General features: G+C 71.4%; 20 protein-coding genes and 1 pseudogene. 7 read left to right on the forward strand and 14 right to left on the reverse strand.

Annotated elements, in window-relative coordinates; all coding sequences use genetic code 11:
* Nucleotides 1–72: 72 nt before the first annotated feature.
* From ACFY9S_RS18320 to ACFY9S_RS18340, 5 genes are all read right to left on the reverse strand, one after another.
* Nucleotides 73–156 carry a putative leader peptide gene (locus ACFY9S_RS18320; RefSeq protein ID WP_311241247.1) on the reverse strand — a complete coding sequence of 28 codons (84 nt, stop codon included), beginning with the start codon at nt 154–156 and terminating at the stop codon, nt 73–75.
* Nucleotides 157–282: 126 nt separating this feature from the next.
* Complete coding sequence (locus ACFY9S_RS18325; RefSeq protein ID WP_391129331.1) at nt 283–855, reverse strand: GNAT family N-acetyltransferase; 573 nt, start codon at nt 853–855, stop codon at nt 283–285.
* A 66-nt stretch (nt 856–921) separates the two neighbouring features.
* A complete protein-coding gene (locus ACFY9S_RS18330; protein ID WP_391129334.1) occupies nt 922–2,232 on the reverse strand; it encodes a hypothetical protein in 1,311 nt (436 codons plus the stop codon).
* Nucleotides 2,233–2,407: 175 nt separating this feature from the next.
* Nucleotides 2,408–3,685, reverse strand: a complete 1,278-nt coding sequence (locus ACFY9S_RS18335) for a GAF domain-containing protein (RefSeq protein ID WP_391129337.1) — start codon at nt 3,683–3,685, stop codon at nt 2,408–2,410.
* Between the two features lie 261 nt (nt 3,686–3,946).
* The gene (locus ACFY9S_RS18340; RefSeq protein ID WP_391129339.1) at nt 3,947–5,581 is read right to left on the reverse strand and encodes an acyl-CoA dehydrogenase family protein; all 1,635 of its coding nucleotides are present in this window, start codon (nt 5,579–5,581) and stop codon (nt 3,947–3,949) included.
* A 110-nt stretch (nt 5,582–5,691) separates the two neighbouring features.
* Between ACFY9S_RS18340 and ACFY9S_RS18345 the strand changes: the two genes are divergently transcribed.
* Entirely contained in the window at nt 5,692–6,858 is a 1,167-nt protein-coding gene (locus ACFY9S_RS18345; RefSeq protein ID WP_391129342.1) for a YhjD/YihY/BrkB family envelope integrity protein, read from the forward strand.
* A 34-nt stretch (nt 6,859–6,892) separates the two neighbouring features.
* Here the strand turns inward: ACFY9S_RS18345 and ACFY9S_RS18350 are convergent, their stop codons facing one another.
* The gene (locus tag ACFY9S_RS18350; RefSeq protein ID WP_391129345.1) at nt 6,893–7,750 is read right to left on the reverse strand and encodes an NmrA family NAD(P)-binding protein; all 858 of its coding nucleotides are present in this window, start codon (nt 7,748–7,750) and stop codon (nt 6,893–6,895) included.
* Between the two features lie 81 nt (nt 7,751–7,831).
* Between ACFY9S_RS18350 and ACFY9S_RS18355 the strand changes: the two genes are divergently transcribed.
* Together ACFY9S_RS18355 and ACFY9S_RS18360 are read left to right on the forward strand one after the other, a co-directional pair.
* Entirely contained in the window at nt 7,832–8,767 is a 936-nt protein-coding gene (locus ACFY9S_RS18355) for a cupin domain-containing protein (protein ID WP_391129348.1), read from the forward strand.
* A 218-nt stretch (nt 8,768–8,985) separates the two neighbouring features.
* On the forward strand, nt 8,986–9,720 hold the full coding sequence (locus ACFY9S_RS18360; protein WP_391129592.1) for a DUF6597 domain-containing transcriptional factor: 735 nt from the start codon (nt 8,986–8,988) through the stop codon (nt 9,718–9,720).
* Here ACFY9S_RS18360 and ACFY9S_RS18365 read toward each other — a convergent pair.
* Complete coding sequence (locus ACFY9S_RS18365; RefSeq protein WP_391129351.1) at nt 9,706–10,104, reverse strand: VOC family protein; 399 nt, start codon at nt 10,102–10,104, stop codon at nt 9,706–9,708. The genes ACFY9S_RS18360 and ACFY9S_RS18365 overlap by 15 nt on opposite strands.
* A 192-nt stretch (nt 10,105–10,296) precedes the next feature.
* On the opposite strand from ACFY9S_RS18365, the pseudogene ACFY9S_RS18370 reads away from it, so the two are divergent.
* Nucleotides 10,297–10,435, forward strand: a pseudogene (locus ACFY9S_RS18370) (ThuA domain-containing protein); the annotation flags it as partial.
* Nucleotides 10,436–10,464: 29 nt separating this feature from the next.
* Here the strand turns inward: ACFY9S_RS18370 and ACFY9S_RS18375 are convergent.
* The 7 genes from ACFY9S_RS18375 to ACFY9S_RS18405 all read right to left on the reverse strand — a co-directional run bounded on the left by ACFY9S_RS18375 (nt 10,465) and on the right by ACFY9S_RS18405 (nt 19,660).
* Nucleotides 10,465–11,532, reverse strand: a complete 1,068-nt coding sequence (locus ACFY9S_RS18375) for a substrate-binding domain-containing protein (protein ID WP_391129354.1) — start codon at nt 11,530–11,532, stop codon at nt 10,465–10,467.
* 186 nt (nt 11,533–11,718) lie between these two features.
* Nucleotides 11,719–13,311 carry a family 43 glycosylhydrolase gene (locus ACFY9S_RS18380; RefSeq protein WP_391129357.1) on the reverse strand — a complete coding sequence of 531 codons (1,593 nt, stop codon included), beginning with the start codon at nt 13,309–13,311 and terminating at the stop codon, nt 11,719–11,721.
* A 93-nt stretch (nt 13,312–13,404) separates the two neighbouring features.
* Nucleotides 13,405–14,319: an ABC transporter permease subunit gene (locus ACFY9S_RS18385; protein WP_391129360.1), complete on the reverse strand. Its 915-nt coding sequence runs from the start codon at nt 14,317–14,319 to the stop codon at nt 13,405–13,407.
* Nucleotides 14,319–15,203 (reverse strand): carbohydrate ABC transporter permease, encoded by an 885-nt coding sequence (locus ACFY9S_RS18390; RefSeq protein ID WP_102907612.1) that lies wholly within the window; start codon nt 15,201–15,203, stop codon nt 14,319–14,321. The genes ACFY9S_RS18385 and ACFY9S_RS18390 overlap by 1 nt, the downstream gene beginning before the upstream one ends.
* A gap of 8 nt (nt 15,204–15,211) precedes the next feature.
* Nucleotides 15,212–16,549: an extracellular solute-binding protein gene (locus ACFY9S_RS18395; RefSeq protein ID WP_391129364.1), complete on the reverse strand. Its 1,338-nt coding sequence runs from the start codon at nt 16,547–16,549 to the stop codon at nt 15,212–15,214.
* A gap of 421 nt (nt 16,550–16,970) precedes the next feature.
* Nucleotides 16,971–18,062: a substrate-binding domain-containing protein gene (locus ACFY9S_RS18400; protein ID WP_391129367.1), complete on the reverse strand. Its 1,092-nt coding sequence runs from the start codon at nt 18,060–18,062 to the stop codon at nt 16,971–16,973.
* Between the two features lie 584 nt (nt 18,063–18,646).
* Complete coding sequence (locus tag ACFY9S_RS18405; RefSeq protein ID WP_391129369.1) at nt 18,647–19,660, reverse strand: NAD(P)-dependent oxidoreductase; 1,014 nt, start codon at nt 19,658–19,660, stop codon at nt 18,647–18,649.
* 447 nt (nt 19,661–20,107) lie between these two features.
* On the opposite strand from ACFY9S_RS18405, the gene ACFY9S_RS18410 reads away from it, so the two are divergent.
* Genes ACFY9S_RS18410 through ACFY9S_RS18420 form a run of 3 tightly spaced genes read left to right on the forward strand, consistent with a single transcriptional unit; the run spans nt 20,108 to nt 23,312 of the window.
* A complete protein-coding gene (locus ACFY9S_RS18410) occupies nt 20,108–21,457 on the forward strand; it encodes an extracellular solute-binding protein (RefSeq protein ID WP_391129372.1) in 1,350 nt (449 codons plus the stop codon).
* Nucleotides 21,454–22,452, forward strand: coding sequence for an ABC transporter permease subunit (locus ACFY9S_RS18415; RefSeq protein ID WP_391129375.1), 999 nt, complete (start codon nt 21,454–21,456; stop codon nt 22,450–22,452). Before ACFY9S_RS18410 ends, ACFY9S_RS18415 begins: the two co-directional genes overlap by 4 nt.
* A complete protein-coding gene (locus ACFY9S_RS18420) occupies nt 22,449–23,312 on the forward strand; it encodes a carbohydrate ABC transporter permease (protein ID WP_102907607.1) in 864 nt (287 codons plus the stop codon). Before ACFY9S_RS18415 ends, ACFY9S_RS18420 begins: the two co-directional genes overlap by 4 nt.
* Nucleotides 23,313–23,328: the final 16 nt, after the last annotated feature.

The raw sequence follows: 23,328 nt of genomic DNA on the forward strand, positions 1-23,328 counted from the left end.
CATGGGCATACGTGCGCGTCATTGCGCGGGAAAGGAGAAGAGAGGGGGATGTCGGGCGCGGGCTGAGTACGCTCAGTGCGCCGGACAGATGGCGCTGGACATGCGGCCGAGGTCGACGTGCCGCCGACTCACCAAGGCGATCCCAGTTCCAGACATGACGGAAGCGTGTCACGGCGATCTGGACACAGTCCAGCTTCATCCAAGATGCGGACACCCTTGTCTCGCAGAGCAAGACAAGGGTGTTATGGGTCACATTGGCCGTTCTCGAAGTGTCCGTCCAGGTCAGACGGGGTACGCCCCGGGCCACGGTCCCGGAGTGGCAACCTCCGCTTCCTCTTCGACCTTGGTGTCGAACAGTGTGAAGCCCCGCCGCCGGTAGTTGTCCATCGCGTGCTCGCCGTCCTTGCTGCAGGTGTGCAGCCAGACCCGCTTCGTCGGCGCCAGTCCCGCCCAGCGGTCCGCGAGGTCCCAGGCCCGGGCCGTGCCGTACGACAGCAGGTGCCCGCCGATGCGCCGGCCGCGGAAGGCGGGGAGCAGGCCGAAGTGGGAGATCTCCACGACCCCGTCGTCCTGGGCCTCCAGCTCCACGTACCCCGCGGGTGTGCCCCGGTCGTACGCCACCCACGTCTCCACGCCGGGCCGCTCCAGGTGCTCCAGCCACCGCGCGTGCGACCAGTTCAGCTGGTCGGTCCAGAGGATGTCACCGCCGACCGAGGTGTAGAGGAACCGGCTGAATTCGGGCGAGGGCACCTCGGAGCGGACGACCCGGACGTCTCCATCCGGCGCGACGGCCGGCTGCAGGTCGGTCGGGGCGGTCTGCTCCAGAGACCAGGTGGTCACGGCGATGGTGGTCATGCGGGCCAGAAAATCATCCGATCCACTCGTCTGTCGATCGGCCCCGTGCTTCGCGGGCGGCTCCGGTCAGCCCAGCGCCCGGTCGATCGACGCCAACGGCAGCGCGAACAGCATCCGCCCCGCCTGGGACCAGACCTCGCCGGTCTCCTCCCAGTAGGACAGGGAACCCGACCGGCCGCTCCAGCAGTGCCGCGTCTCGTCCGTGCCGCACTCCGTCGCCCGTGCGCCGTCCGTGTCCTGGCGCCACAGCGTGCCGTGCCCGCCCGGGCTTCCCGACGCGCGGTCCAGGTACCAGCCGGTGCGGTGGGCCAGCACGCCCCGCACGTCCGCCGTCTTCGTCTCGTACGCCTCGACCGGGTCCGCCTCCCCGGAGGAGTCGGTGGCGAGCAGCCCGGAGCGGGCCGGGTCCCGGCTCAGCGCGTAGCGCCACAGCCGGGTACGCCGGTCGCCGTCAGCGGGCACCCACTCGCCGGCGACCAGGCTGTCGGGGGAGGTGCTGCGGTCCAGGGAGACGGTGGCCGGTCGGGCCGCGTCGTCCCCACCGGGCAGCGTGTACGAGCCGACGGCCGGCAGCACGAACCGGGAGCCGTGCGCGGCCCAGCCGCCCCGCACCCGGCCGACCGCGTCGGACTCGACGGTGGCGCGCTGGATGCGGTCCATGTCGTACACGTACAGCGCGTTCCGGTCGTCCTCGCGGGTCGTCACCAGCAGCTTGTCCTGGTACCAGACCATGCCGGAGACAGGGGAGACCAGCCCCCGGTAGTCCCGCCCGCCGTCCACCGGGACGGCCAGCAGGGCCCATGTGTAGCGCAGCGCGCCGGGATCGTTCGCGTCGACGAAGGCGACCTTGGCCAGGCCCTGCCCGGGGGCCGGACCGTCCAGGGAGCCGCCCTCGGCGCCCCGGGTCCAGCCCGACAGGATCACGCGGTTCGCGCCCCAGCGGCCGTCGTCGTCCGCGTCGCCCGAGGTCGTGACCGCGCCGGCCCGCCAGCCCCGGGTGCCGGAGTCGCCGAAGCAGTAGGCGCGCGTGGCCGCCGGTTCCACCGGCAGGCTGTCCTTCTCGAGGGCCGGGCAGTCGGCCGCCTTCCGCAGCGGGGCGTCGGCGTTCTCCAGGACCGTGCCGACGCCGACGGGGCGGCCCATCTCCGACGCGAGCCGGTCCAGCCACCGCCCGGGCACCCGGTGCTCGGCCAGCGGCAACCGCCCGGCTCCGTCGGACGCGGAGACCGGCTTGAGGGCCCCGGGGGCGTCGGCGACGGTGGCCTGCGAGGCGCTGATCAGGGTGGCGGCGGCGGTGAGCGCGAGAGCCGTCCCGGCCAGGGTCGCGCGCAGCGCCCTGCCCCGCCTGCGCCGCCGGTGTCTGCCGCGATGCTTCATAACGTCCTCCCGAGACGGACCAACTGCGCCTGTTGATCCGCACGTTGACGGAGGAGCAGGTGGGGTGGCCCGTAGAGGGATGCTACGGCAGGTGAGCGGCGCGCGGGACGAAGACCCTGCAAATATGCGAAAGATGCACCCCTCGGGGCGGCTTGTACGGCACTCGCGGTGAACCTCAGGGCGCCGCTGCGGATCCGCGCCGCCTGCTCACCGCCGGTGCGGCCGAGTGCGGCAGCAGATCCCGCGGGTCCTCCGGAAGCCGCACCTCGACCTCGGCGTCCTCGGCGAACCGGTACGGCCGGTGCTCCAGCAAGGCCCCCAGATACCGCCGCACCCGCGACATCTCGGCACGCACCGTCACCGTGCGTGCCGGATCGCCGAACACGTCCCCGGCCAGGCCCGAGGCGCTGCGGCCGGAGCGGTGAACGGCGAGCAGATACAGCAACTCCGCGTGCCGCGGGCTCAGTTCCCGGGTCCAGGAGCCCGCCCCGCCGAGCACCTCCACCGACCAGCGCCGCGCCTGCCTGAGGTCCAGCACGATCCTGGCCGGGCCGCGCGGCACCGGCTCGTCGTCGACCACCCGCACCAGCCAGCCCTCCGCCAGCGGCTCCACCGAGCACAGCCCGAGCGCCGGCAGCCATCTCGGGCCCGGCGACCGCGACTTCGGCAGGGCCACCCGCCGCGCGTACGGCATCCCGCTGACCGCGGCGGTCCAGCCGTCCGGATCGACGACCAGGGCACGGCCGCCGATCCGGGCCAGCACCGGCGCCGCCACCGCGCGCAGCCGCTCCAGCGACTCCGTGTGCATCTCCCGCAGCCGGGCCTCGGCGAGCCTGGCCACCGAGCCGACCCAGGCGAGCGTGGCCGGATGCATCGTCTCCAGCGGGCCGCTGACGTCCACCACGCCGAGCAGCCGGCCGTCCCGCGGATCCGTCAGAGGAGCGCCCGCGCAGGTCCAGCCGGCCTGGGAGCGCACGAAGTGCTCGGAGGCGAAGACCTGCACGGGCCGGCGCACCACCGCCGGGGTGCCCAGACCGTTCGTGCCGACGACCTCCTCACGCCAGTCCGCGCCGAGTCCGAACCCCAGCCCGTCGGCCTTGCGCAGCACCGGCGGGCTGCCCTCGCGCCACAGCACCCGGCCGTCCTCGTCGGCCACCACCATGATGTGGTGGGCTACGTCCGCGGCCGCCAGCAGCCCCTCCCGGAGCACCGGCAGCACATGGCGCAAAACCGACGTCTCGCGCCGCCGCTGCACCTCCTCGCGGGACAGCGGATCCGCCCGGACGTCGTGCTCAGGATCCACACCGCTGCGCATCATCCGCTCCCAGGACCGCTCGATCACCGGACGCGGCGCCACCGGAGCGGGCCGCCCGGCCAGCCGCGCCGAGCGGACCTGCTGGAGAACCCGGGCCGCGCGCGTGCTGTCGACGGCGGCCAAATGCGTGACGTCCATACGCGTGCGCCCCCGAGTCGCTTTTGACTGACCGTCTCATAGTGCCGTCTGCCCCAGCGGCGCGCGCACAGTCCGCAGACTGGCAGCAGCAAGTTGCAACCCCCTGCAACCCTGGTGGACAGCCTGGCCGTGTCCGAGACTTGAGCGGCGCCGTCCCGAGCGGGGTTCAGCGGCTCGAACGGGGCCAGTGCGGCGGGGGTGGTGCCGTGTCGGCGCAGCACCACCCCCGCTCTTCCGCGTACGCGGGCGACGCCGGCCGGATCAGGACACCGGCCGCGCCCGCTCCACCACCGATGCCAGGTCCAGCGTGTGCGGCAACGTCCCGAAGACGGCGCCCCCGTCGCCGCCCAGCCGCCCCGCGCAGAACGCGTCGGCCACCTGCGGCGGCGCGAAACGGACCAGCAGCGAACCCTGGAGCACCAGCGCGAGCCGCTCCGCCAGCCGCCGCGCCCGCCCCTCCACGCCCTCCAGATCGGCGAGTTCGGTCAGCAGGTCCTTGATCGCCCCGTCGAGACGGTGATCGGCACCGCGCGCCTGCCCGACCTCGCGCAGATACGCGTCCAGCGCGCCCGGCTCCCGCTGCAACGCCCGCAGCACGTCGAGCGCCTGCACGTTGCCCGCGCCCTCCCAGATCGAGTTGAGCGGCGACTCGCGCACCAGCCGCGGCATCGCGGACTCCTCCACGTATCCGTTGCCGCCCAGGCACTCCGCCGCCTCCACCGCGAGGGGCGGGCACCGCTTCGTCACCCAGTACTTGGCGGCCGGCAACGCGATCCGCAGCAGCGCCCGCTCCTGCTCACCGCCGTCGTCGCAGGCAGCCGCGAGCCGTAGCGCCAGGGCCGTCGCCGCCTCCGACTCCAGGGCCAGGTCGGCGAGAACGTTGCGCATGAGCGGCTTGTCGACGAGCTTCCCGCCGAACGCCTCGCGGTACGTGCAGTGATGCACCGCCTGCGCCACCGCCTGCCGCATCAGCCCGGCCGAGCCGAGCACGCAGTCGAGCCGGGTCGCCGCGACCATCTCGATGATGGTGCGCACCCCGCGCCCCTCCTCGCCGACCCGGCGCGCCCAGGTCCCCTCGAACTCCACCTCGGCGGAGGCGTTCGACCGGTTGCCCAGCTTGTCCTTGAGCCGCTGGATCCGGAACACGTTGCGCGTGCCGTCCCCGAGCACCCGCGGCACCAGGAAGCAGGTCAGTCCGCCCGGAGCCTGCGCCAGCACCAGGAATCCGTCGGACATCGGCGCCGAGCAGAACCACTTGTGGCCGGTCAGCTCGTACGTACCGTCCTCGGCGAGGGGCCGCGCCGACGTGCGGTTGGCCCGGACGTCACTGCCGCCCTGCTTCTCCGTCATCCCCATCCCGAACAGCGCCCCGGCCTTGAGGTGCGCGGGCCGCAGCTCACTGTCGTAGACCATGGCCGTCAGCCGCGGCTCCCACTCGGCGGCCAGGCCCGGGTCGGTGCGCAGGGCCGGCACCGCGGCGTGCGTCATCGACAGCGGGCAGCCGTTGCCGGCCTCGACCTGCGTCCACACCACGAAGGCGGCGGCCCGCCGCAGATGCCCGGCCGGCCGGCCCCACGCCGCCGTCAGGCCGGCCGAGACGCCCTTGCCGAGCAGCCGGTGCCAGGAAGGATGGAACTCGACCTCGTCGGCGCGGTTGCCGTACCGGTCGTGCGTCACAAGCCGCGGCGGGTTCTCGTTGGCCAGCCTGCCCCAGTCCTGCACCTGCGCCGAGCCGGACGTGCGGCCCAGTGCCGTCAGCTCGCCGAGGACCTCCTCGCGCAGGGCCGGATCGAGATGCCGGCCGACCGCGTCGGCCAGGGCCCGGTCGGCGGAGAAGACGTCGTACCCGACCAGCGGCGGGACCTGGTTCGTCACGGTGTGGGTGCTGCCTGCCATGGTGCGAAAGTACCCCGCGGCGGCACCTCGGTCACCAGCGGACCCGGCCCGGTCCGCGAAGACCCGGCCTGTGGGTGAGTGGGGCCGGGCACGGCGGATACCGTTAGGGGGTGCAGCCAGCAAGCGAAACCCCCGACACACCCTCCGGGCGCCTCCACCGGGCGCGAGCCCTCTACCGGAACGTCTCCAAGCGCAAAACCGCCTGGCTGCTGGTCAAGGACACCGTCAACTCCTGCATCGAGTACCGCATCCTGGGCCTCGCGGCCGAGGCCGCGTTCTTCACCCTGCTGTCGGTGCCACCCCTGCTGCTCAGCATGATCGGACTGCTCGGCTACGTCGACGCCTGGACCGGCGCCGACACCATCCAGAGCCTGCAGACCAACCTCCTGGAGGCCGCCCGCACGGTGCTGTCCGACCGTGGCGTGCGCGAGATCGCGGAGCCGATCCTGCACGACGTGACGAAGGGCGGCCGGCCCGACATCATCTCCATCGGCTTCCTGTTCGCCCTGTGGTCCGGCTCCCGCGCGGTGAACGTCTTCATCGACACCATCACCGTGATGTACGGCCTCGACGGCGTCCGGGGCATCGTCAAGACCCGCCTCATGGCCTTCCTGCTGTTCATCGTGGCCCTGCTGATCGGCTCCGTCGCGCTGCCGCTGATGGTGGCCGGGCCGGACGCGGTGGTGCGGATCGTGCCGTGGTCGACGACGGTCGTGCAGGTCCTCTACTGGCCCACGGTCATCCTGCTGTCGATCGCCTTCCTGACGACGCTGTACCACGTGTCGGTCCCGGTCCGGTCCCCGTGGATCGAGGACGTGCCCGGCGCGCTGGTCGCCCTCGGCATGTGGGTGCTCGGCAGCTTCCTGCTGCGGATCTACCTGACCAGCACGGTGGAGGGCCCCACGATCTACGGCTCCCTCGCCGCGCCCGTCGCCGTGCTGCTGTGGATCGGTGTGGCCGCGTTCGCCGTGCTGGTCGGGGCCGCGGTCAACGCCGCCATCGACCGGGTCTGGCCGGCCGCCGCCACGGCTGCTGCCCGTGAGGCGAACGAGCGGCTGCGGCAGGCCCAGGTCGCCGAGTACGTCGCCCGCGCCACCGCCGCGGGGGAGGCCGACCCCGACATGCCCTCCGAGTTCCCCGAACGCTGGTCCCGCTTCCTGCCGCCGGAGGACGTGTCGGCCCGCCTGCGCACCCATGTGAAGAACACCCCCGTGAAGAACACCCACGTGAAGAGCACCCAGGTCAACGGGGAGGGGACGCCGCCCGAGGACCGGTGACGGGCGCCGGCTCCGGGCATCGTGAAAGGACCCCTCAGGCCTTCCAGGTCCCGGCCGCGGCCTCCTCGCGCACGAAGTCGCCGAAGTCCCGGGGAGCGCGGCCCAGGACCTCCCGCACGCCGTCCGAGAGGTGTGCGTTGCGGCCGTCGAGGAGCGTGCCGAAGATCTCCGTCATCGCCGCCACCTCCTGCGGCGGCACACCGAACCCGGCCAGCGCCTCGCCGTAGTCCCGCGTCGAGACGGCCCGGTACGACAGCGTGCGCCCCGTCACCCCGGCGATCTCCGCGACCGCCTCCCCGAAGGTGAGCAGCCGGCCCCCGGAGAGGTTCAGGATCCGCCCCGCGTACCGGTCGCCGGAGGTCAGCACGCTCACCACCACGTCCGCGATGTCGCGCACGTCGAGGAACGGCTCGCGCACCTCGTCGGCCGGGAACACCAGCCCGCCGCGCTCCCGCAGCTCCGCCACCAGCGGCCCCTCGCTGAAGTTCTGCGCGAACCACGCCGCCCGCACGACCGTCCAGTCCGCCCCCGAGGCGCGCAGTGCCTCCTCGGTGGGCAGGGCCTGGTCCTCGCCCCGCGCGGACAGCAGCACCAGCCGTAGCACGCCGAGTCCGACCGCCTCCCGCGCGAGCGCGCCGACCACCTCCGCTGCCCCCGGGGCGCCGACGTCCGAGGGGTGGGCGAGGTAGGCCGCGTCGGCGCCGCGCAGGGTGTCCGCCCAGGTCGAGGAGTCCCACCAGTCGAAGCCCGTCGCCCGCGAGGCCGCCCGGACGGTCAGTCCGGCCGCCTCCGCGGCCCGCGCCACCCGGCTCCCGGTACGCCCCGTGGCGCCCGTCACCACCACCGTCATGAGCTGTGTGTTCCGTGCCGTGTTCTCCGCCGTGTTCGTCATGCCGTCGAGTCAACTGCCGTACGCCGCACGGAACCATCGCTGAACGGCTCATTCCCATACGCCCGCGTCTACGCTGGCCGCATGGACGCTCTCGCCGGTCTGCTGGAGGGACCCCGCGCGCGGGGCGCGTTCATGATCAGGGCCTGTTTCGACCCGCCGTGGGCGATACGTGTGGAGGACCGGGCCCCGCTCACCGTGATGCTCGTCGTCCGCGGCGAGGCCTGGATCGTGCCCGACCGGGGCGAGCGGACGCGGCTCAAGGCCGGGGACCTCGCCATCGCCCGCGGCCCGGACCCGTACACCTGCGCCGACGCCCCCGGCACATCACCGCAGGCGGTGATCCTGCCGAACCAGGAGTGCCGCTACCCCGACGGGCGGCCCCTCAACGGCTCCATGGACCTGGGCGTGCGCACCTGGGGCGACCGGCTCGACGGGAACACCGTGATGCTGATCGGCACCTACCCGATGCGGGGCGAGGTCGGCGGGCGGCTGCTGGACGCCCTGCCGCCGCTGCTCAGCCTCCCGTCCGACGTGTGGGACTGCCCGCTCACGCCGTACCTCACCGAGGAGGTCGTCCGGGACGAGCCGGGGCAGGAGGTCGTCCTCGACCGGCTGCTGGACCTGCTGGTCATCGCCGCGCTGCGGGCCTGGTTCGCACGCCCCGAGGCGGAGGCACCGGCCTGGTACCGGGCCCTCGCCGACCCGGTCGTCGGCGGCGTGCTGCGCCTGCTCCAGGACGACCCGGCCCACCCCTGGACCGTCGCCGCGCTCGCCGCGAAGGCCGGGGTGTCCCGGGCGGCGCTGGCCCGCCGCTTCACCGCCCTGGTGGGCGAACCCCCGATGACCTACCTGACCGGCTGGCGCCTCGCCCTCGCCGCCGACCGCCTGCGCGACTCCGCCGACACCCTCGACGCGGTGGCCCGCAGGGTGGGCTACGGCAGTGCGTTCGCCCTGTCGACGGCGTTCAAGCGGGTGTACGGGGTGAGCCCGGTGGAGTACCGGGGGCGGTTGACGTAGCGGCACGGGAACCCGTCGTGGTACGGGAACCCGTCGTGGCACGGGAATCGGTCACGGTTCGGGAATCGGTCGCGGTTCGGGAATCGGTCGCGGGCCCCGTTCCGGCACCGGTTCCCGTTCCGGCACCCGGCACCGGCACCCGGAACCGAAACCAGAACTGGCACCGGAATCGGTACCGCCCCGCGCCTGCCGCCGTGCCCCGGCGTAGCCTGGCCCTCGTGTACGTGGAGCGGGCGTCCCGGCTGCCCGGAGCGGTCGTGTGGACCAACACCCCGACGCGGCCCGGGGTGGCGCGGGTCCTGCCCGACGGGTGCATGGATCTGCTGTGGCACGACGGGCGGCTGATGGTCGCCGGGCCCGACACCCGCGCCTACCTCCCGGACGGTGTGACCGGCCCCTGGGCCGGAGTCCGCTTCTACCCGGGCACGGCCCCGGCGCTCCTGCGCGTGCCGGCGCACGAGCTGCGCGACCGGCGCGTCGAGCTCGCGGACCTGTGGCCGGCCTCGCAGGTGCGGCGCCTGTCCGACCGCGTGAACGCGGCCCCCGACCCGGCGAGCGGCCTGGAGGAGCTGGCGCTGAGGCGGGCGGCCGGTGCCGAACCCCCCGACCCGCTGCTCCGGCAGATCGTCACCGCCCTCGACGCGTGCCGTCCGGTCGCCGCCACCGCCGACGAACTCGGCGTGGGCGCACGCCGGTTGCACCGCCGTTCGCTGTCCGCCTTCGGCTACGGCCCCAAGACCCTGGCCCGCATCCTGCGGCTGCACCGCGCCCTCGCACTGGCCCGGGCCGGTGTGCCCTTCGGGGAGACGGCCGCCCGGGCCGGATACGCCGACCAGGCCCATCTGGCCCGGGACGTCAGGGGGTTGGCGGGTCTGCCGCTGGGTGAGCTACTCGGCCGCGGTGCCCAGGGGGCTTCTGACTCGGGCGTCGGAGAACCGTCAGGAGCCCCCTAGCGGAGCGAACAGGTCCACCCCGTTGCCGTCCGGGTCCTGCACGACGGCGTACCGCTGCCCCCAGAAGGCGTCCCACGGCTTGAGCTCGCCCTCATACCCCGAGCCGACCAGGTCGTCGTACAGCGCGTCCACCTCCTCCGGTCCGTCGCAGCGCAGGGCCAGCGAGGTCCGGCCGCCGCCGGCGGGCGGCTGCCAACCGGGCAGGAAGGAGCGGACCGTCTCCTCGGTGTCGAGCATCAGCCGCAGCCCGCCGGGCAGTCCGGCCTCGGCGTGCGGCTGGTTCTCGGCGCCGTCCGGGAAGGCGAACCCGATCCGGCGGTAGAACGCGACGGAGGCGGCCATGTCGGAGACGACCAGGCCGATGGCATCGAATCGTGCAGTCATGTCACCACCGTAGGCAGCCCGCACCGCCCGGTCTTGAAGGAATCGGACACCCCGCGCCGGACGGCCGTGGCGCCCGGTCGCTGCGCCGAACCCGAAAATTTCGGTCGCCACGAGGCCCCCGGCGGCTACCGATCTCCTGGGTTCGGACGCCATGGCACCACGACTGCTCGTCCACACCCGCACCACCGGCTTGGCGGCTTCGTGGGCGTGCACGCGGCGGCCCGCACGGAGTACGACTGGCCCGCACTACGGCGAACTGCTGGGCGCGCGGTTCGCCCGGCACCCGCTCCACCAGCCCGGCAAGGCCGTCGTCGAGGACCACCACCGGCCGGGCCCGGTGCGCCGGTCGGCGGCGACCGCTCAGGGGGCGGCCGGGAGCACGTCCCGTGCGCGCGGCCCGGCCGTACTCGCCCGTACCACCAGTCGCGTCGACAGCTCGGTACGCGTGCTCTCGGGACGGTGCCCGTCCATCATGCGCAGCAGCGACCGCAGGGCCGTCGCGGCCATCTCGGACAGCGGCTGGCGGACGGTGGTCAGGGCGGGGGAGGCCCAGCGGGCCTCGGGCAGGTCGTCGAAGCCGACCACACTCATGTCGTCCGGGACCCTCAACCCCCTTTCGGACAAGGCCTCGTAGACACCCAGTGCCATCCGGTCCGAGCAGACGAAGACGGCGGTCGGCGGCTCGGGCAGGTCGAGGAGTTCCAGCATGCGGCGGTGGGCCACGCTCTCGTCGAAGCCGGCGTGCCGGACGTACTCGGCGCGGTGCCGGACCCCCGCCGACGCGAGCGCCGAGCGGTACCCGGCGACCCGCGCGCTGCTGCACATCGTGCGCCGTGGACCGGCGATGACCGCGATCCTCTCGTGGCCCAGGGACAGCAGGTGCTCCGTGGCCGTCAGACCGCCCTGCCAGTTCGCGGCGCCCACCGAGACCACGCCCTCCGGCGGTTCCTGCACCGGGTCGATCATCACGAACGGTATGCGGTGCTGCTCCAGCCACGCGTACTGCGAGTCGCTGAGCTCGGCCAGGTTGAAGAGGACCCCGGAGGAACCGCGGGCGACCAGCTTGTCCAGCCAGCCGCGCTCCGGACGGCCGACCCGGGAGCGGATCAGGGCCGCCGACACCACGACCTCCAGGCCCGCGTCGTGCGCCGCGTCCTCCACCCCGTGCAGCACTGCGCCCGACCAGGAGCTCTCCAGCGAGTGCACGACCAGATCGACCAGCCGGGGTGCCTTCGCCGCGTCGAAGCGGGGTCTGCGCACGTACCCGAGCCGGTCGAGTGCCTCGGTGACGCGGCGGCGGGTCTCGGGTGCCACGTCCTCGCGGCCGTTGACCACTTTCGACGCGGTCGGCACCGACACCCCCGCCTCGCGCGCCACGACCGCCAGTGTCGGACCGGCAGCCACGCTCGCACTCGCCGTACGGACCATCGGGAACCCACCTCTCCGGCCCGCCCGAGGGCCGTGGAAAGTTTCGACCAGCTCTGCGCGCGGCGGACATGGCGGACCGCCGGACAGAAAGCGCTTCCTACTGTAGGTGTGGCGCAGGACGGGTGGAAGAGAAGTGAATTCACCGCTTCGCTTCGGCCAAAACTTTCGAAACCCCGAACGCCTCGCTCAGCAGGGTGTGCAGGTCAGCCGAAACCCGGTGAAGTCCGCCGTGAACGCCGCGTCCACGAGGTCCCGGGCGTGGATCCCCGCCATCGCCCCCGTGAACCGCAGCCGGGAACCGTGGTCGTCGGACAGCCGGCCGAAATCCAGCACCGGTCCGACCTGTGCGCGCTCCCCGTCGCGTATGTACCAGAAGCGCGCGTCGGCCCCCTCGACCGTCACCCCCAGCGTCACCGGCCCGTCCACGGCCACGTCGACGACAGCGGCCTGCCGCACGCCGTCCTCGTCGCGCTCGACGAGGCTGAGCACCGTACGGCCGGGGGCCCCGTCCCACTGCTGGCCGCGCTGCGGCTCGCCCGCCGGTTCCGCCCATGTCAGGTCCAGGGCGAAATACGCCTCGGGGTTGTACCAGAGCACCAGCCCGGCCGCCTGCGTGAAGGTGACCGGCCGTGCCTCGACCGTCACTTCGGCCTCCGCGCGGTGCTCGGTGACGCGCTGGGCCAGCAGACCGGCCGCCCACCGGGACTCCGGCCCGTGCCGGCCGCGCAGCCGGATCCAGCCGGGCCGGGTCGTGGTGTCGGCCCAGGACGGGTCCGGTGGCTCGCGCAGGGTGCTCCACGGCCAGGACAGATCCTGCGGCGGTGCGGCCGGGGGCAGCGGGTGCGGCCGCGTCGGTACGTCGACGTCGACCGCGGGGTGCCACCCGCCCTGCCGCAGCCGGGGCCAGCCCTCCGCGTCCCAGGTCACCGCCTGGACCGCGGTCTCCCGGCCGAGCGTGCAGCGGCGGCCCTGCGGGGTGTGCAGCGGACGGGCCGTCAGATGGCTCAGGAGCCACTGCCCTTCCGGCGTCCTGACCAGCTCGCCGTGCCCCGCCTTCTGCAAGGGCACCTCCGGGTCGTCCCGGGTCGTCAGCAGCGGCCGTGCGTCGAGTTCGTACGGACCTGTCAGCTCCTTGCCGCGGGCCACCCGCACCCCGTGCTCCCAGCCCGTGCCGCCCTCCGCCAGCAGCAGGTAGTACCAGCCGTCGCGCCGCAGCAGTTTCGGCCCCTCGATCAACCGGTCGTGCCGGAGCAGCAGACGCGTCCCGCCGACGGGCTCCAGCGTCTCCCGGTCCAGCTCCGTCACGACGATCCCCGCGAACCGCTCACCCCCCGGCCGGTGGTCGTTCTGCAGGTTCAGCAGCCACAGCCGGCCGTCCTCGTGGAACAGGGCCGGGTCGAAACCGTGACTCGCGACCCGGCGCGGAGCGCTCCACCCGCCGTCGACGCGGGTGGCCGTCGAGACGTACGTGTCGAGGTCGAAGTACGGGGTGCCGACGGAGCGCACGACGGTGTACGTCACCCAGAACCGCTCCCCGTCCCAGCTCAGCGACGGTGCCCAGACGCCCCCCGAGTCGGGCACACCGGCCAGCGAGTTCCCGGGGACCGCTCCCCGGACGTGTCCCGCGTACTCCCAGTGGGCCAGGTCCCGGGAGCGGTGGATCGGGACGGTCGGAAACCACTCGAAGGAACTGGTCGCCACGTAGTACCAGTCACCGACCCGCACCAGCGACGGGTCGGGGGCGAAGCCGCGGAGGACGGGGTTGCGCAGGACGGTCACGCGAGGGCTCCCGGAGCGTCGGTCACCCTGGAGGCCGCAGGGAGTCAGGATCACCTGCGACCCCCAGGAGTCGGGGGAAACGGGGAAGGAACATCACTTGAGGGCGCCGAGCGTCACGCCGGAGCGCCAGTAGCGGCGCATCGCGACCATCATGATCGCCATCGGGACGATCGACAGCAGCGCGCCGGTCAGCACCAGTCCGGTCAGGTCGATGCCGGACTCCAGCCGGGTGCCGGTCCAGTTGTAGAGTCCGAGGTTGAGCGTCCAGTTCTCCTTGCCGCGCAGCACGGTCAGCGGCAGGAAGAAGGCGTTCCAGGTGTTCACGAAGGCCAACAGGAACACCGTCGCACCGCCCGTCGTCATCATCCGCAGCACGATGCTGAAGAAGATCCGCAACTCCCCGGCGCCGTCGATCCGGGCGGCCTCCAGCAGCTCGTAGGGGATCGTCGCCTCGGTGTACACCTTGGCCAGGTACACGCTGAACGGGTTGATCAGACAGGGGATCAGCATCGCCCAGGGCGTGTCCACCATGCCGATCGCGGAGAACAGCAGATACAGCGGCAGCGTCAGCAGCGCGATCGGGATCAGGAACGAGCCCACGACACACGCGAAGATCGCGTTGCGCCCGGGGAAGTCGAAGCGGGCCAGTCCGTAACCGGTTGCGAGCGCGATCAGCGTGCCGCCGAGCGAACCCACTCCCGCGTACAGGAACGAGTTGGCCGTCCACCGCAGGAAGATCCCGTCCTGGTAGGTGAACACCTGATGCAGGTTGTCCCACAGGTGCCAGCCCGAGAACCACAGGCCGTTGCTCTGGTACAGCGCCGTACGGTCCTTGGTCGCGGCGACGATCAGCCACCACACCGGGAACAGGCTGTAGGCACTGGCCAGCACCAGCCCCACGAGCAGGAAGCGCTGACCACCCCGCCCGCGGGAGGCCGGGTCCGGCCGGGTCAGCCTGCGGACACCGCGGACTTCCGGCCGCTCGGTCGTCTGCTCGGTCAGCGTCATCAGTCGGCCTCCTTCGAGGTGAGCCGGTAGAAGAGGAAGGAGGCGATGCCCAGGATCAGGGCGAGCAGCACCGACAGGGCGGCGGCGTAGTTGTAGTTGCCCGCGTTGAACGCCTGGTTGTAGATGATCATGATCGGGGTGAAACTGTCGCTGACCGTCTGCGGGGTGATGTTCCGGAACAGTGCCGGCTCGTTGAAGATCTGCAGCATCTGGATGATCGACAACAGGCCCGTCAGGACCAGCGCCCCGCGCACGAACGGGATCTTGATGCTGCGCGCGATCCGCAGCTCCGAGGCGCCGTCCAGCCGGGCCGCCTCGAACAGCTCCCGGGGCACGCCCTGCAGCGCCGAGTAGATGATCACCATGTTGTAGCCGATGCCGTGCCAGGTCAGCAGGTTGCCGATGGCCGGCCACACCATCGACGGCGCGAAGAAGTTCCAGTCGAGGCCGAGGGACGCGCCGATCGCGGTGAGCGGGCCGACGTCCGGGCTGTAGAGGTTGACCCACACGATCGCCGCGACCACGCCGGGAATCATGTACGGCACCAGCAGCACGATCCGGAACCTGCTCGCCGCCCTGGACGTGAGCGCGTCCAGGAACAGCGCCAGCAGCAGGCTGATCACCAGCATGAACGGGATCTGGACACAGGCGAAGAGCACCACCCGCAGGATGGAGTTCATGAACGCCGGGTCCGACAGCCCCTGGGTGTAGTTGTCGAGCCCGACGAACTCCGTCGTCGCACCGCCGAGACCGAGCCCGGACTGCTTCTCCGTGAACAGCGACTCGTAGACGGCATAGCCGATCGGGAGCAGGTACAGAAAGACGAAGCCGAGCTGGAAGGGCACCGTGAACGCGGCACCCTTCCAGCGCATGGAGCGAATCATCGAATGCCTCAGCCCTTGACGCTGATACCGCGGGACTTCAGGTCCTTGACCGTCCACTCCTGCATGTGCGCGAGCAGGTCGGTGACCTTCTCCTGCTTGTTGACGACCTTGGCCCAGCCCGCCTGCATCTCCGTGAACATCGCGGTCCAGTTCGGTCCGAAGGTCCAGTCGGTGGTCACCGTGCCCAGGCTGTCCGTCACGACCTTCTGCGCCGGCTGGTAGTTCTTGCCGAGCAGCTTCTGCGAGATCGACTCACCGACGTAGGAACCGCTGTCCTTCAGCGCCGGCATCACGCCGTTCCCGGTCTCCGGGCTCGCCATCGTCTTGACCGCGTCCTGGTTGGTGGACATCCACAGGGCCGCCTGAGCCGCCTGCTTCTGGTTCGCGCACTGCTTCGTCACCAGCGTCACGCCGCCGGTCAGGTTCGTACCGGCCGGCGTCTTCGCCGGCTCACCCTCGTATGCCGGCCAGGGCGCGAGCGCCCAGTCGCCGAAGGACTTGGTGAAGTTCTGCACCATGCCGGCCATCTGCCAGGTGGAGATCTGCCGGGTCGCGGTGGCACCGCTGTCGTAGCTGCGCTGCACGGCCGCGTAGTCGGCGAAGGACAGCTTGGCGTTCAGGTCGTTGTCGATGATCTCCTGGATCACCTTCGCGGCCTTCAGGGTGCCCTCGTCCTGGAAGTTCACCTTCCAGGCGTTGCCGTCGACCGCGTACCAGTGGGCCCCGGCCTGCATCGCGAGCACCTCCAGGGTGCTCGGGTCCTCACCGGCGTAGTTGGTGATCTTGATGTTGTGCTTCTTCAGGACCTTGCCCGCGGCGATGAAGTCGTCCCAGGTCGCCGGGGGCTTCAGGCCGTACTTCTTGAAGATGTCCGTCCGGTAGATCGTGAACTGGGGCGCCGAGCTGGTGGGCACGCCGTAGAGCTTGCCCTGCACCTGTGCGCTCGCCCATGCGCCGGTGTTGAACCGGCCCTCCTCGCCCTCGACGTACTGCGTGATGTCGGCGAGCGCGCCCTGCGACACCCAGCTCGTGACGTACTCGGCGGTGTTCTGCACCAGGCAGGGGGCGTTTTCGGCCTTGACCGCGTTGGTCAGCTGCTTCTGCATGGTCAGCTGGTCGGTGACCTTCGTGTACTTCAGCTGGATGTCCTTGTGCGAGGCGTTGAAGGCCTTGACGACCGCTTCCTGGCCGTTGGCCCAGCCCCAGAAGGGGAGCGTGACCGGGCCGGACTTCGATGCGGCGTCGTCGCCCGAGGCGGATCCGCCGCAGGCGGAGAGCAGGCCTGTCAGCGCGATACCCGCGACAGCGGCGGAGGCGAACCTTCTCCGGGGGCTGGTGAAGTTCATCTGACCGTGATCCTTCGGAATAGGGCGTTCTCAGAACGAGAGGACGGCGGCGGCTTGGGTGCCGGCCAGGAACGGCGGCCGGAAAACGTCGGCTCGCGGCTGCGGGGGGTTCGGCCAAGCGGAAGCTGTAGTAAGCGGTTGCTGGGACCGTAGGCGGATGTGTCCGTGCATAGCAAGAGGTGCGCGGAAATTTGTTACGGCGGATGGTCGAGTGGGTTGCCGCTGGGCACGCCGGAGCGGCTTCCGTCCTGCGGCGCGTAAGGGCAGCTCAGAGGGGTGCTGGATGCGCCGCGCGCAGGTTCGGTGGAGGTGGCGATGAGCCTTGGGGAGTGCTGCGGCCGACCAGGAAACCGGTTACGTAACGCTCTCTAGCGTCTTGGCTGATCGTCCCCGGCGGGGGCCACTGCCCCCGGAGTGCGAGCTATCCGCGAGGGGCGGGCGGCCGGACCGAGTTGCGGACCACGACATGGGTGCCCAGCACCAGATGGTCGCCCTCGGCGCTCCTGCGGCGGCCTCCGCCGCCCTCGCGCCGGTCGGCCACCGCCCGCAGCGCGACCCGGCCCATCTCCTCGTACGGCACGTGCACAGTGGTCAGTTGGGGCGTGAGCTGCGAGGCCAGCGGGATGTCGTCGTAGCCGACGATCGAGACGTCCTCGGGGACGCGCAGGCCCGCCGCGCGCAGCGCCTGCATGGCACCCGCGGCGACCACGTCCGTCCCGGCCAGCACCGCGGTGAAGTCCGGCGACTCCTGCAGCGCCGTCTCGACGGCCTCGTACCCGTGCTCGTAGTCGTACTGGCCGTGCCGCACCAGCCCCGGGTCGAACGGCACCCCGTAGGCTTCGAAGGCCCGCTGCGCGCCCCGCAAGCGGCCCTGGGCGGTCGTCAGTTCGGCGTGCCCGGGCAGGACGAGGACGCGGCGGTGGCCGGCCGAGAGCAGGTGGCTGGCCATCGCGTAGGCGCCGCCCTCGTTGTCGTAGTCGACGGTCGTCGCCGGGACGTCGCCCTCCAGCGAGGGCCGGCCCACCAGAACCAGATGCGAGCCCGCCGCGTCCAGGGAGCGCGCGAAGCGGGCCATACGCAGCTGGTACTCGTCGTAGTCGTAGGCACCGCCGAGCAGGATCACGGCGGCGACGCCCTGCTGGCGCATGAGGTTCACCAGCGCGAGCTCCCGCTCCGGGTCATCGCCGGTCGTGCCGACGAGAGAGAGCCAGCCGCGCAGGGTGGCGGCGCCCTCGACGCCCTTCGCCACGTGGGCGAACGCGGCACCGGTGATGTTGTTGATGAGGATCGCCACCGTCGGTGTGCCGCCGCCGGCCAGCGAACGGGCGTGGGCGTTGGTGACGTAGTCCAGGTCCCGGACCACCTTCATCACCCGGCGGCGCAGCTCCTCCGACACCGGGTAGTTGCCCGACAACACCCGCGAGACGCTGGCCACGGAGACGCCCGCGCGCTCCGCGACATCACGGATGGTCGCCCGGCCGGCGTCACTCGTCGTCGCCTTGCGCTGACTCACCCTTGCGGCTCCTTCGCGGTAGTGACCCGGTCCGTTGCGGCCCGGTTGTTGCGGTGCGGTTGTTGCGGTGCGGTTGTGGTCGGCCAGACTTCTCGTGGCCGGTGGCCGGTGGCCGGTGGCCGGTGGCCGGTGGCCGGTGGCCGGTGGCCGGTGGCCGGTGGCCGGGGCAGGCGCCCCGGGTCCCCGGGCGCCCGGCCGTGATGCGCCGGCCAACCCTGCGGCGGCGCGGCCGTGGGGCCTCGGTCCGGCCGGGAATGCGGGAACGCCGGGACGTGACGCGCCGGTGCGCGCCCATGCCCGACCGGACCGGGCACTCCCGCTCCGTCGCCCATCGCCTTCCGAGGCGTTGCCTCGTCGCCCCACCGAGCCTTCGCCTCACTGAGCCGTCGCCCCACCGAGCCGGTCGAACCCATCGAGCAGTCGAGCCGGTCGAACCCATCGAGCCAGTCGAGCCAGTCGAGCCGATCGAGCGATCGACCCCACCGGACCGGCCGCCGAAGCCACCGGTGCGGAAACCGTATCCCATCGTTACCCCAGGCTGGAGGGGCTGTGGACAACCGGTGTCACGGCCCGCCGCAGCGATGTCACGCCACCCGCGCCAGATCTGCGTGCCGCACCTCGTGGAGCGGCGGTACGCCGGCCGCCAGGCGCTCCAGGTCCTCGACGACGATGCGGCCGAGCCGCTCCAGTTCGTTGCCGAGGGAGCCGGCGATGTGCGGGGTGAGGAACACGTTGGGCAGGTGGTACAGCGGCGATCCCGCGGGCAGCGGCTCCGGGTCGGTGACGTCCAGCACCGCGTTCAGCCGGCCGGAGACCAGCTCGTCGGTGAGCGCCTCGTGGTCGACCAGCGCACCGCGGGCGGTGTTGATGAGCACACCGCCGTCCCGCACCAGGGCGAGCCGGTCGCGGTCGAGCATGTGATGGGTCGCGGGGATGTCGGGGGCGTGCAGGCTCACGATGTCGCTGTGTCGGAGCAGGTCCTCCAGGGACAGCGGCTCGGCACCGAGGGCGGCGGCCTCGGCGGGGCTCACGTACGGGTCGTGCAGCAGGACGGTGAGGTCGAAGGGCCGCAGCAGTTCCAGCAGGCGGCGGCCCACGCGCGAGGCGCCGATGACACCGACGCGACGGCCGAGGTTGCCGGTCGCCGCGGTCTCGGCGGGGCCCGGGTAGGCATGGGTCCGGCGGAAGCGCTCGCGGTGGTCGAAGGCGTCCTTGCCCAGCAGCAGGATCATCGCGAGCGTGTACTCCGCGACCGGCACGGCGTTGCCCGTCACCGCGCTGGACACCTTGATCCCGCGCTCCCACAGGGCCTCGCCGACCAGGGAACGGACGGAGCCCGCCGCGTGCAGTACGGCGTCGAGCTCCGGGGCCGCCGTGAGGACCTCGGCGTCCAGGTGCGGGCAGCCCCAGCCGGTGATCAGCACCTCGGCGGAGGCCAGGGCGGCGGCACCGGCCGGATCGGCGAAGTCGCGCACCACCAACCCGGGATCGATGTCGGCCGTGCGCCTCAGCCGCTCCATCAGCGGCGGAGGGAAGAGCAGCGGGAGGTGTACCGGGTCCATCGCGAACACGGCCCGCGGCAGCTGAGGGCTGGGCATGACTCTCCTGGAGCAGGGGGATAGAAACAGTTTCAGAAAGCGTCTTCTACCGTAGGTCTGTCGGGAAGCGATGGTCAATCGCCCGGCTGGGGCGAACTTTGGGGGAGTCGATGCAGGTCCACCCTGGCGCCGAAACCCCGCACCGTCACTGTTTCCGGAAATCGATTACTGCGTTTTCGGTGTCGAGCAGTCAGTCCCGGGAGGCCCGCCTTCGGTGTGATGCCGCGCTGAGGTGCCCTGTAGCAACCGGTTCCCGACCGTTCCTGCCCCAAAGTCTTTTCGAAAATCGGTCCAGGCACTTGACGCCTCCTCTTGGCCGGAAGAAGCTCTGCCCCACGCACAACAACCGGTTGCCGAGCAGTTGCCACGCAGTGCCAGCAACCTTCCGCGGCCGGTGTTCCGTCGTCCGGCCGGTCTCGAACAGCAAGAGCAGGAGGTGGTGCGTTCATGCACCCACGTGCCGGTGCATCCCTGAGCCGCCGCCGATTCCTCGCCATCTCGGCCGCCGGTGCCGCGACCGGCACGGCGTCGCTGAGCGGCTGCGCGATGCAGGTCTCCAGCGGTGTCGGCGGCGGCGGCGAGACCGTCACGATGATGGCCAAGCCCGACGACATCTCCCCGGAGCTGATCCGGCAGGCCCGGAAGGACATCGGGGTCAAGATCGTCACGGTGCGGTACGACATCACCAAGCTCATCGGCATGATGACCAACGGCGCGCCGCCCGACCTGGTGCGCGGCGTCGGCGCCACGGACGCCCCCTACTTCGCGGCCCGCGACGTGATGGAGGACCTGGACCCGTACTTCGCCCGGAGCACCGTCCTCAAGTCCGGCGACCTCGACCCGGTCAACGACCTGTGGCGCTACGACGGCCGGACCCAGGGCAAGGGCCCCCGCTACGGCATGGCGAAGGACTTCTCGCAGGACTCCATGTTCTGGTACAACACCGCCCTCTTCGACAAGGCGGGCGTCGGCCACCCGCCGGAGACCGAGCCGGTCACCTACGAGGAGTGGCTGGAGAACGCCAAGCGGCTCACCCGGCGCCGCAACGGCCAGACGATCGTCTTCGGCGGCAGCTACAACGGCGTCCTGACACCCAACCTCCTCGCGAGCCTGACGGCGGCGGCGGGCGGTAGCCTGTTCAGCGACGACTTCTCCCGCGTCGACTTCACGACCCCCGAGGCCCGCAAGGCGCTGAACTGGTACGTCGAGTACGGTCGGAGCAGAGTCGGGCCGAGCATCGTCCAGCCCGACCCCAACGCCTGGGACGGTCCGACGTACCAGGCGAGCCGGATGGCCATGTCCAACTCGGGCTATTGGCTCGGCGGTCTGATCAACACGGACAAGAAGCTGGCGCCGCTCTCGCGCCTCGCCCCGGCCCCGCTCTTCGCGGGCGGCCGACGGGTCAGCCCCTGCCAGGCCGGGACCGGATTCTGGATGCCGAGGCAGGCCAGGAACAAGGACGCGGCCTGGCGGGTCTTCGAGTGGTTCTTCGGTGAGGGACCGGCCCGGGCCCGCGCCTCCGGCGGCTGGGGCATCCCCACGCTGAAGTCCCTGCGCCCGCTGATGCCCGCCCAGGAGGACTACCAGAAGCGGGTGCTGAAGGTGCAGAACGCCGAGCTGAAGCACTTCTCGGTGATCGCCTTCACGCCCTACGCCTCGGTGGACTCGCTCTACGCCCTCTTCAACCAGGAGGCGCCGGCCGCGATGAACGGTCACCTGTCCGTCGACGCCCTCGCGGGCCGCCTGAACTCCGTCATGAACGAGCAGCTGAAGCGCGGTAAGGAGCAGGTGGGATGACGGTCGAGCAGATATCCGTCACCGGGAGGTCCGGCCCCCCGGCGGCGAGCACCGCCCGCCCGGCCCCGGCCGGGCGGCCCAGGATCTCCATGACCGGCCGCAGGCACCGCGCCTTCTACCTGTTCACCGCGCCCTGGATCATCGGTTTCCTGCTGCTGACCATCGTGCCGATGGCGTACGCGCTGTGGCTGAGCTTCACCACGTACGACGGCATCTCGCCGCACTGGCGGTACGTCGGACTCGGCAACTACACGGAGCTGTTCTCCGATCCGCAGACGTGGAACTCCCTGGGCCGCACCGGACTGTTCGCGCTCACATCGGTACCGCTTTCCATCATCGCGGGGCTCGGGCTGGCCGTCCTGGTCAACCGGCCCATCAAGGCGCGCGGGCTGTACCGCACCCTGCTCTACCTGCCGGCCGTGGTGCCCCCGGTCGGTGTCGGCCTCACCTTCAAGGCGCTCTTCGACCAGAACTCCGGTGCCGCCAACGGCGTCATCACCCTGTTCGGCTTCGACGCGCTGGGCTGGCTCGCCGACCCCTACGCCCGCTACGTGCTGCTGATGAGCGTGCTGTGGGCGGCCGGAAACGTCATGATCATCTCGCTGGCGGGGCTCCAGGACGTACCCCGGGAACTCCACGAGGCCGCCCGGATCGACGGGGCGAGTGCCTGGCGGACCTTCCGCAGCATCACCGTGCCGCTGCTGTCGCCGGTGCTGCTCTTCCAGACCGTGACCGGCGTGATCGCCTCCGTGCAGACCATCATGCCGCTGCTGCTGTCGCCGGACGGCACCACGGCCGGCGTCACCGCCCTGCCGCAGTCCAACTACCTCTACATGATGCACGTCTTCTCGCAGTACTTCGCGCTCGGCCGCTACGGCTACGCCTCCGCGCTGCTGTGGGTGCTCTTCGTCCTGATCCTGATCGTGACCGGACTCATCTTCAAGTTCACGTCCGGCGTGGTGTTCTACAACGTCGACCCGGAGGCGAAGAAGTGACCGCCACCAGCTTGCCCCCGAACTCGGCGCCCCCGGTGCGGGTACGTGTCAACCGCCTCGTCCTCTACACGGTCCTCGTCGCCCTCACCGGGCTGTTCATCGGCCCCTTCGGCTGGCTGATCCTCTCCGGCCTGAAGACCCCGGCCGAACTGGCCGCCTCGCCCGTGCACTGGCTGCCCACCGACTTCCAGTGGCACAACTTCGCCGACGCCTTCAACCTGATCGACTTCCTCGGCTACGCCCGCAACTCCCTGATCATCGCCCTGATCTACGCCGTGCTCGTCACGCTCAGCTCGGCCTGGGTCGGTTTCGGCTTCGCCCGCCTGGAAGCCCCCGGCAAGAAGACGCTGTTCGGCATCCTCATCGGCTCGATGATGCTGCCCCAGATGATCACACTGCTGCCGACCTACCTGATCTTCGCCAAGCTCGGCATGGTCGACACGTACTGGCCGTGGGTGTTCTGGGGACTGGCCGCCGCCCCCTATCTGGTCTTCCTCTTCCGGCAGTTCTTCGCCGGGCTGCCCCGTGAGCTGGAGGAGGCCGCGATCGTCGACGGCTGCGGCTACGGCACGATCTTCTGGCGGATCTTCCTGCCGCAGTCCTGGCCGGTGCTGTCCGCGAGCTTCGTGATCGCCTTCACCTGGTCCTGGGGCGACTACATCGCTCCGCAACTGCTGCTGTCCACCGACAAGTCGACGCTGGCCGTCGCCGTCATGAGCACCTACGTGACGTCGGCCGGAACACCCGTCGCCAACCTCCAGGCCGCGGCCTCCGTGATGTACGTCGTCCCGATCCTGCTGATCTTCCTGATCGCTCAGCGCGGTTTCGTCGCCGGGATGTCGACGACCGGCCTGAAGTAACACCTCTTACCGAACC

This window comes from Streptomyces sp. NPDC012474 (assembly GCF_042955185.1).
Lineage (GTDB): Bacteria > Actinomycetota > Actinomycetes > Streptomycetales > Streptomycetaceae > Streptomyces > Streptomyces cahuitamycinicus.

Coding starts and splice junctions, on each gene's coding strand:
- ACFY9S_RS18405 (WP_391129369.1), bottom strand. CDS start 19,660: ATGCCCAGCCCTCAGCTGCCGCGGGCCGTGTTCGCGATGGACCCGGTA.
- ACFY9S_RS18330 (WP_391129334.1), bottom strand. CDS start 2,232: ATGAAGCATCGCGGCAGACACCGGCGGCGCAGGCGGGGCAGGGCGCTG.
- ACFY9S_RS18410 (WP_391129372.1), top strand. CDS start 20,108: ATGCACCCACGTGCCGGTGCATCCCTGAGCCGCCGCCGATTCCTCGCC.
- ACFY9S_RS18415 (WP_391129375.1), top strand. CDS start 21,454: ATGACGGTCGAGCAGATATCCGTCACCGGGAGGTCCGGCCCCCCGGCG.
- ACFY9S_RS18355 (WP_391129348.1), top strand. CDS start 7,832: ATGGACGCTCTCGCCGGTCTGCTGGAGGGACCCCGCGCGCGGGGCGCG.
- ACFY9S_RS18325 (WP_391129331.1), bottom strand. CDS start 855: ATGACCACCATCGCCGTGACCACCTGGTCTCTGGAGCAGACCGCCCCG.
- ACFY9S_RS18385 (WP_391129360.1), bottom strand. CDS start 14,319: ATGACGCTGACCGAGCAGACGACCGAGCGGCCGGAAGTCCGCGGTGTC.
- ACFY9S_RS18350 (WP_391129345.1), bottom strand. CDS start 7,750: ATGACGAACACGGCGGAGAACACGGCACGGAACACACAGCTCATGACG.
- ACFY9S_RS18395 (WP_391129364.1), bottom strand. CDS start 16,549: ATGAACTTCACCAGCCCCCGGAGAAGGTTCGCCTCCGCCGCTGTCGCG.
- ACFY9S_RS18365 (WP_391129351.1), bottom strand. CDS start 10,104: ATGACTGCACGATTCGATGCCATCGGCCTGGTCGTCTCCGACATGGCC.
- ACFY9S_RS18320 (WP_311241247.1), bottom strand. CDS start 156: ATGTCTGGAACTGGGATCGCCTTGGTGAGTCGGCGGCACGTCGACCTC.
- ACFY9S_RS18340 (WP_391129339.1), bottom strand. CDS start 5,581: ATGGCAGGCAGCACCCACACCGTGACGAACCAGGTCCCGCCGCTGGTC.
- ACFY9S_RS18375 (WP_391129354.1), bottom strand. CDS start 11,532: ATGGTCCGTACGGCGAGTGCGAGCGTGGCTGCCGGTCCGACACTGGCG.
- ACFY9S_RS18390 (WP_102907612.1), bottom strand. CDS start 15,203: ATGATTCGCTCCATGCGCTGGAAGGGTGCCGCGTTCACGGTGCCCTTC.
- ACFY9S_RS18335 (WP_391129337.1), bottom strand. CDS start 3,685: ATGGACGTCACGCATTTGGCCGCCGTCGACAGCACGCGCGCGGCCCGG.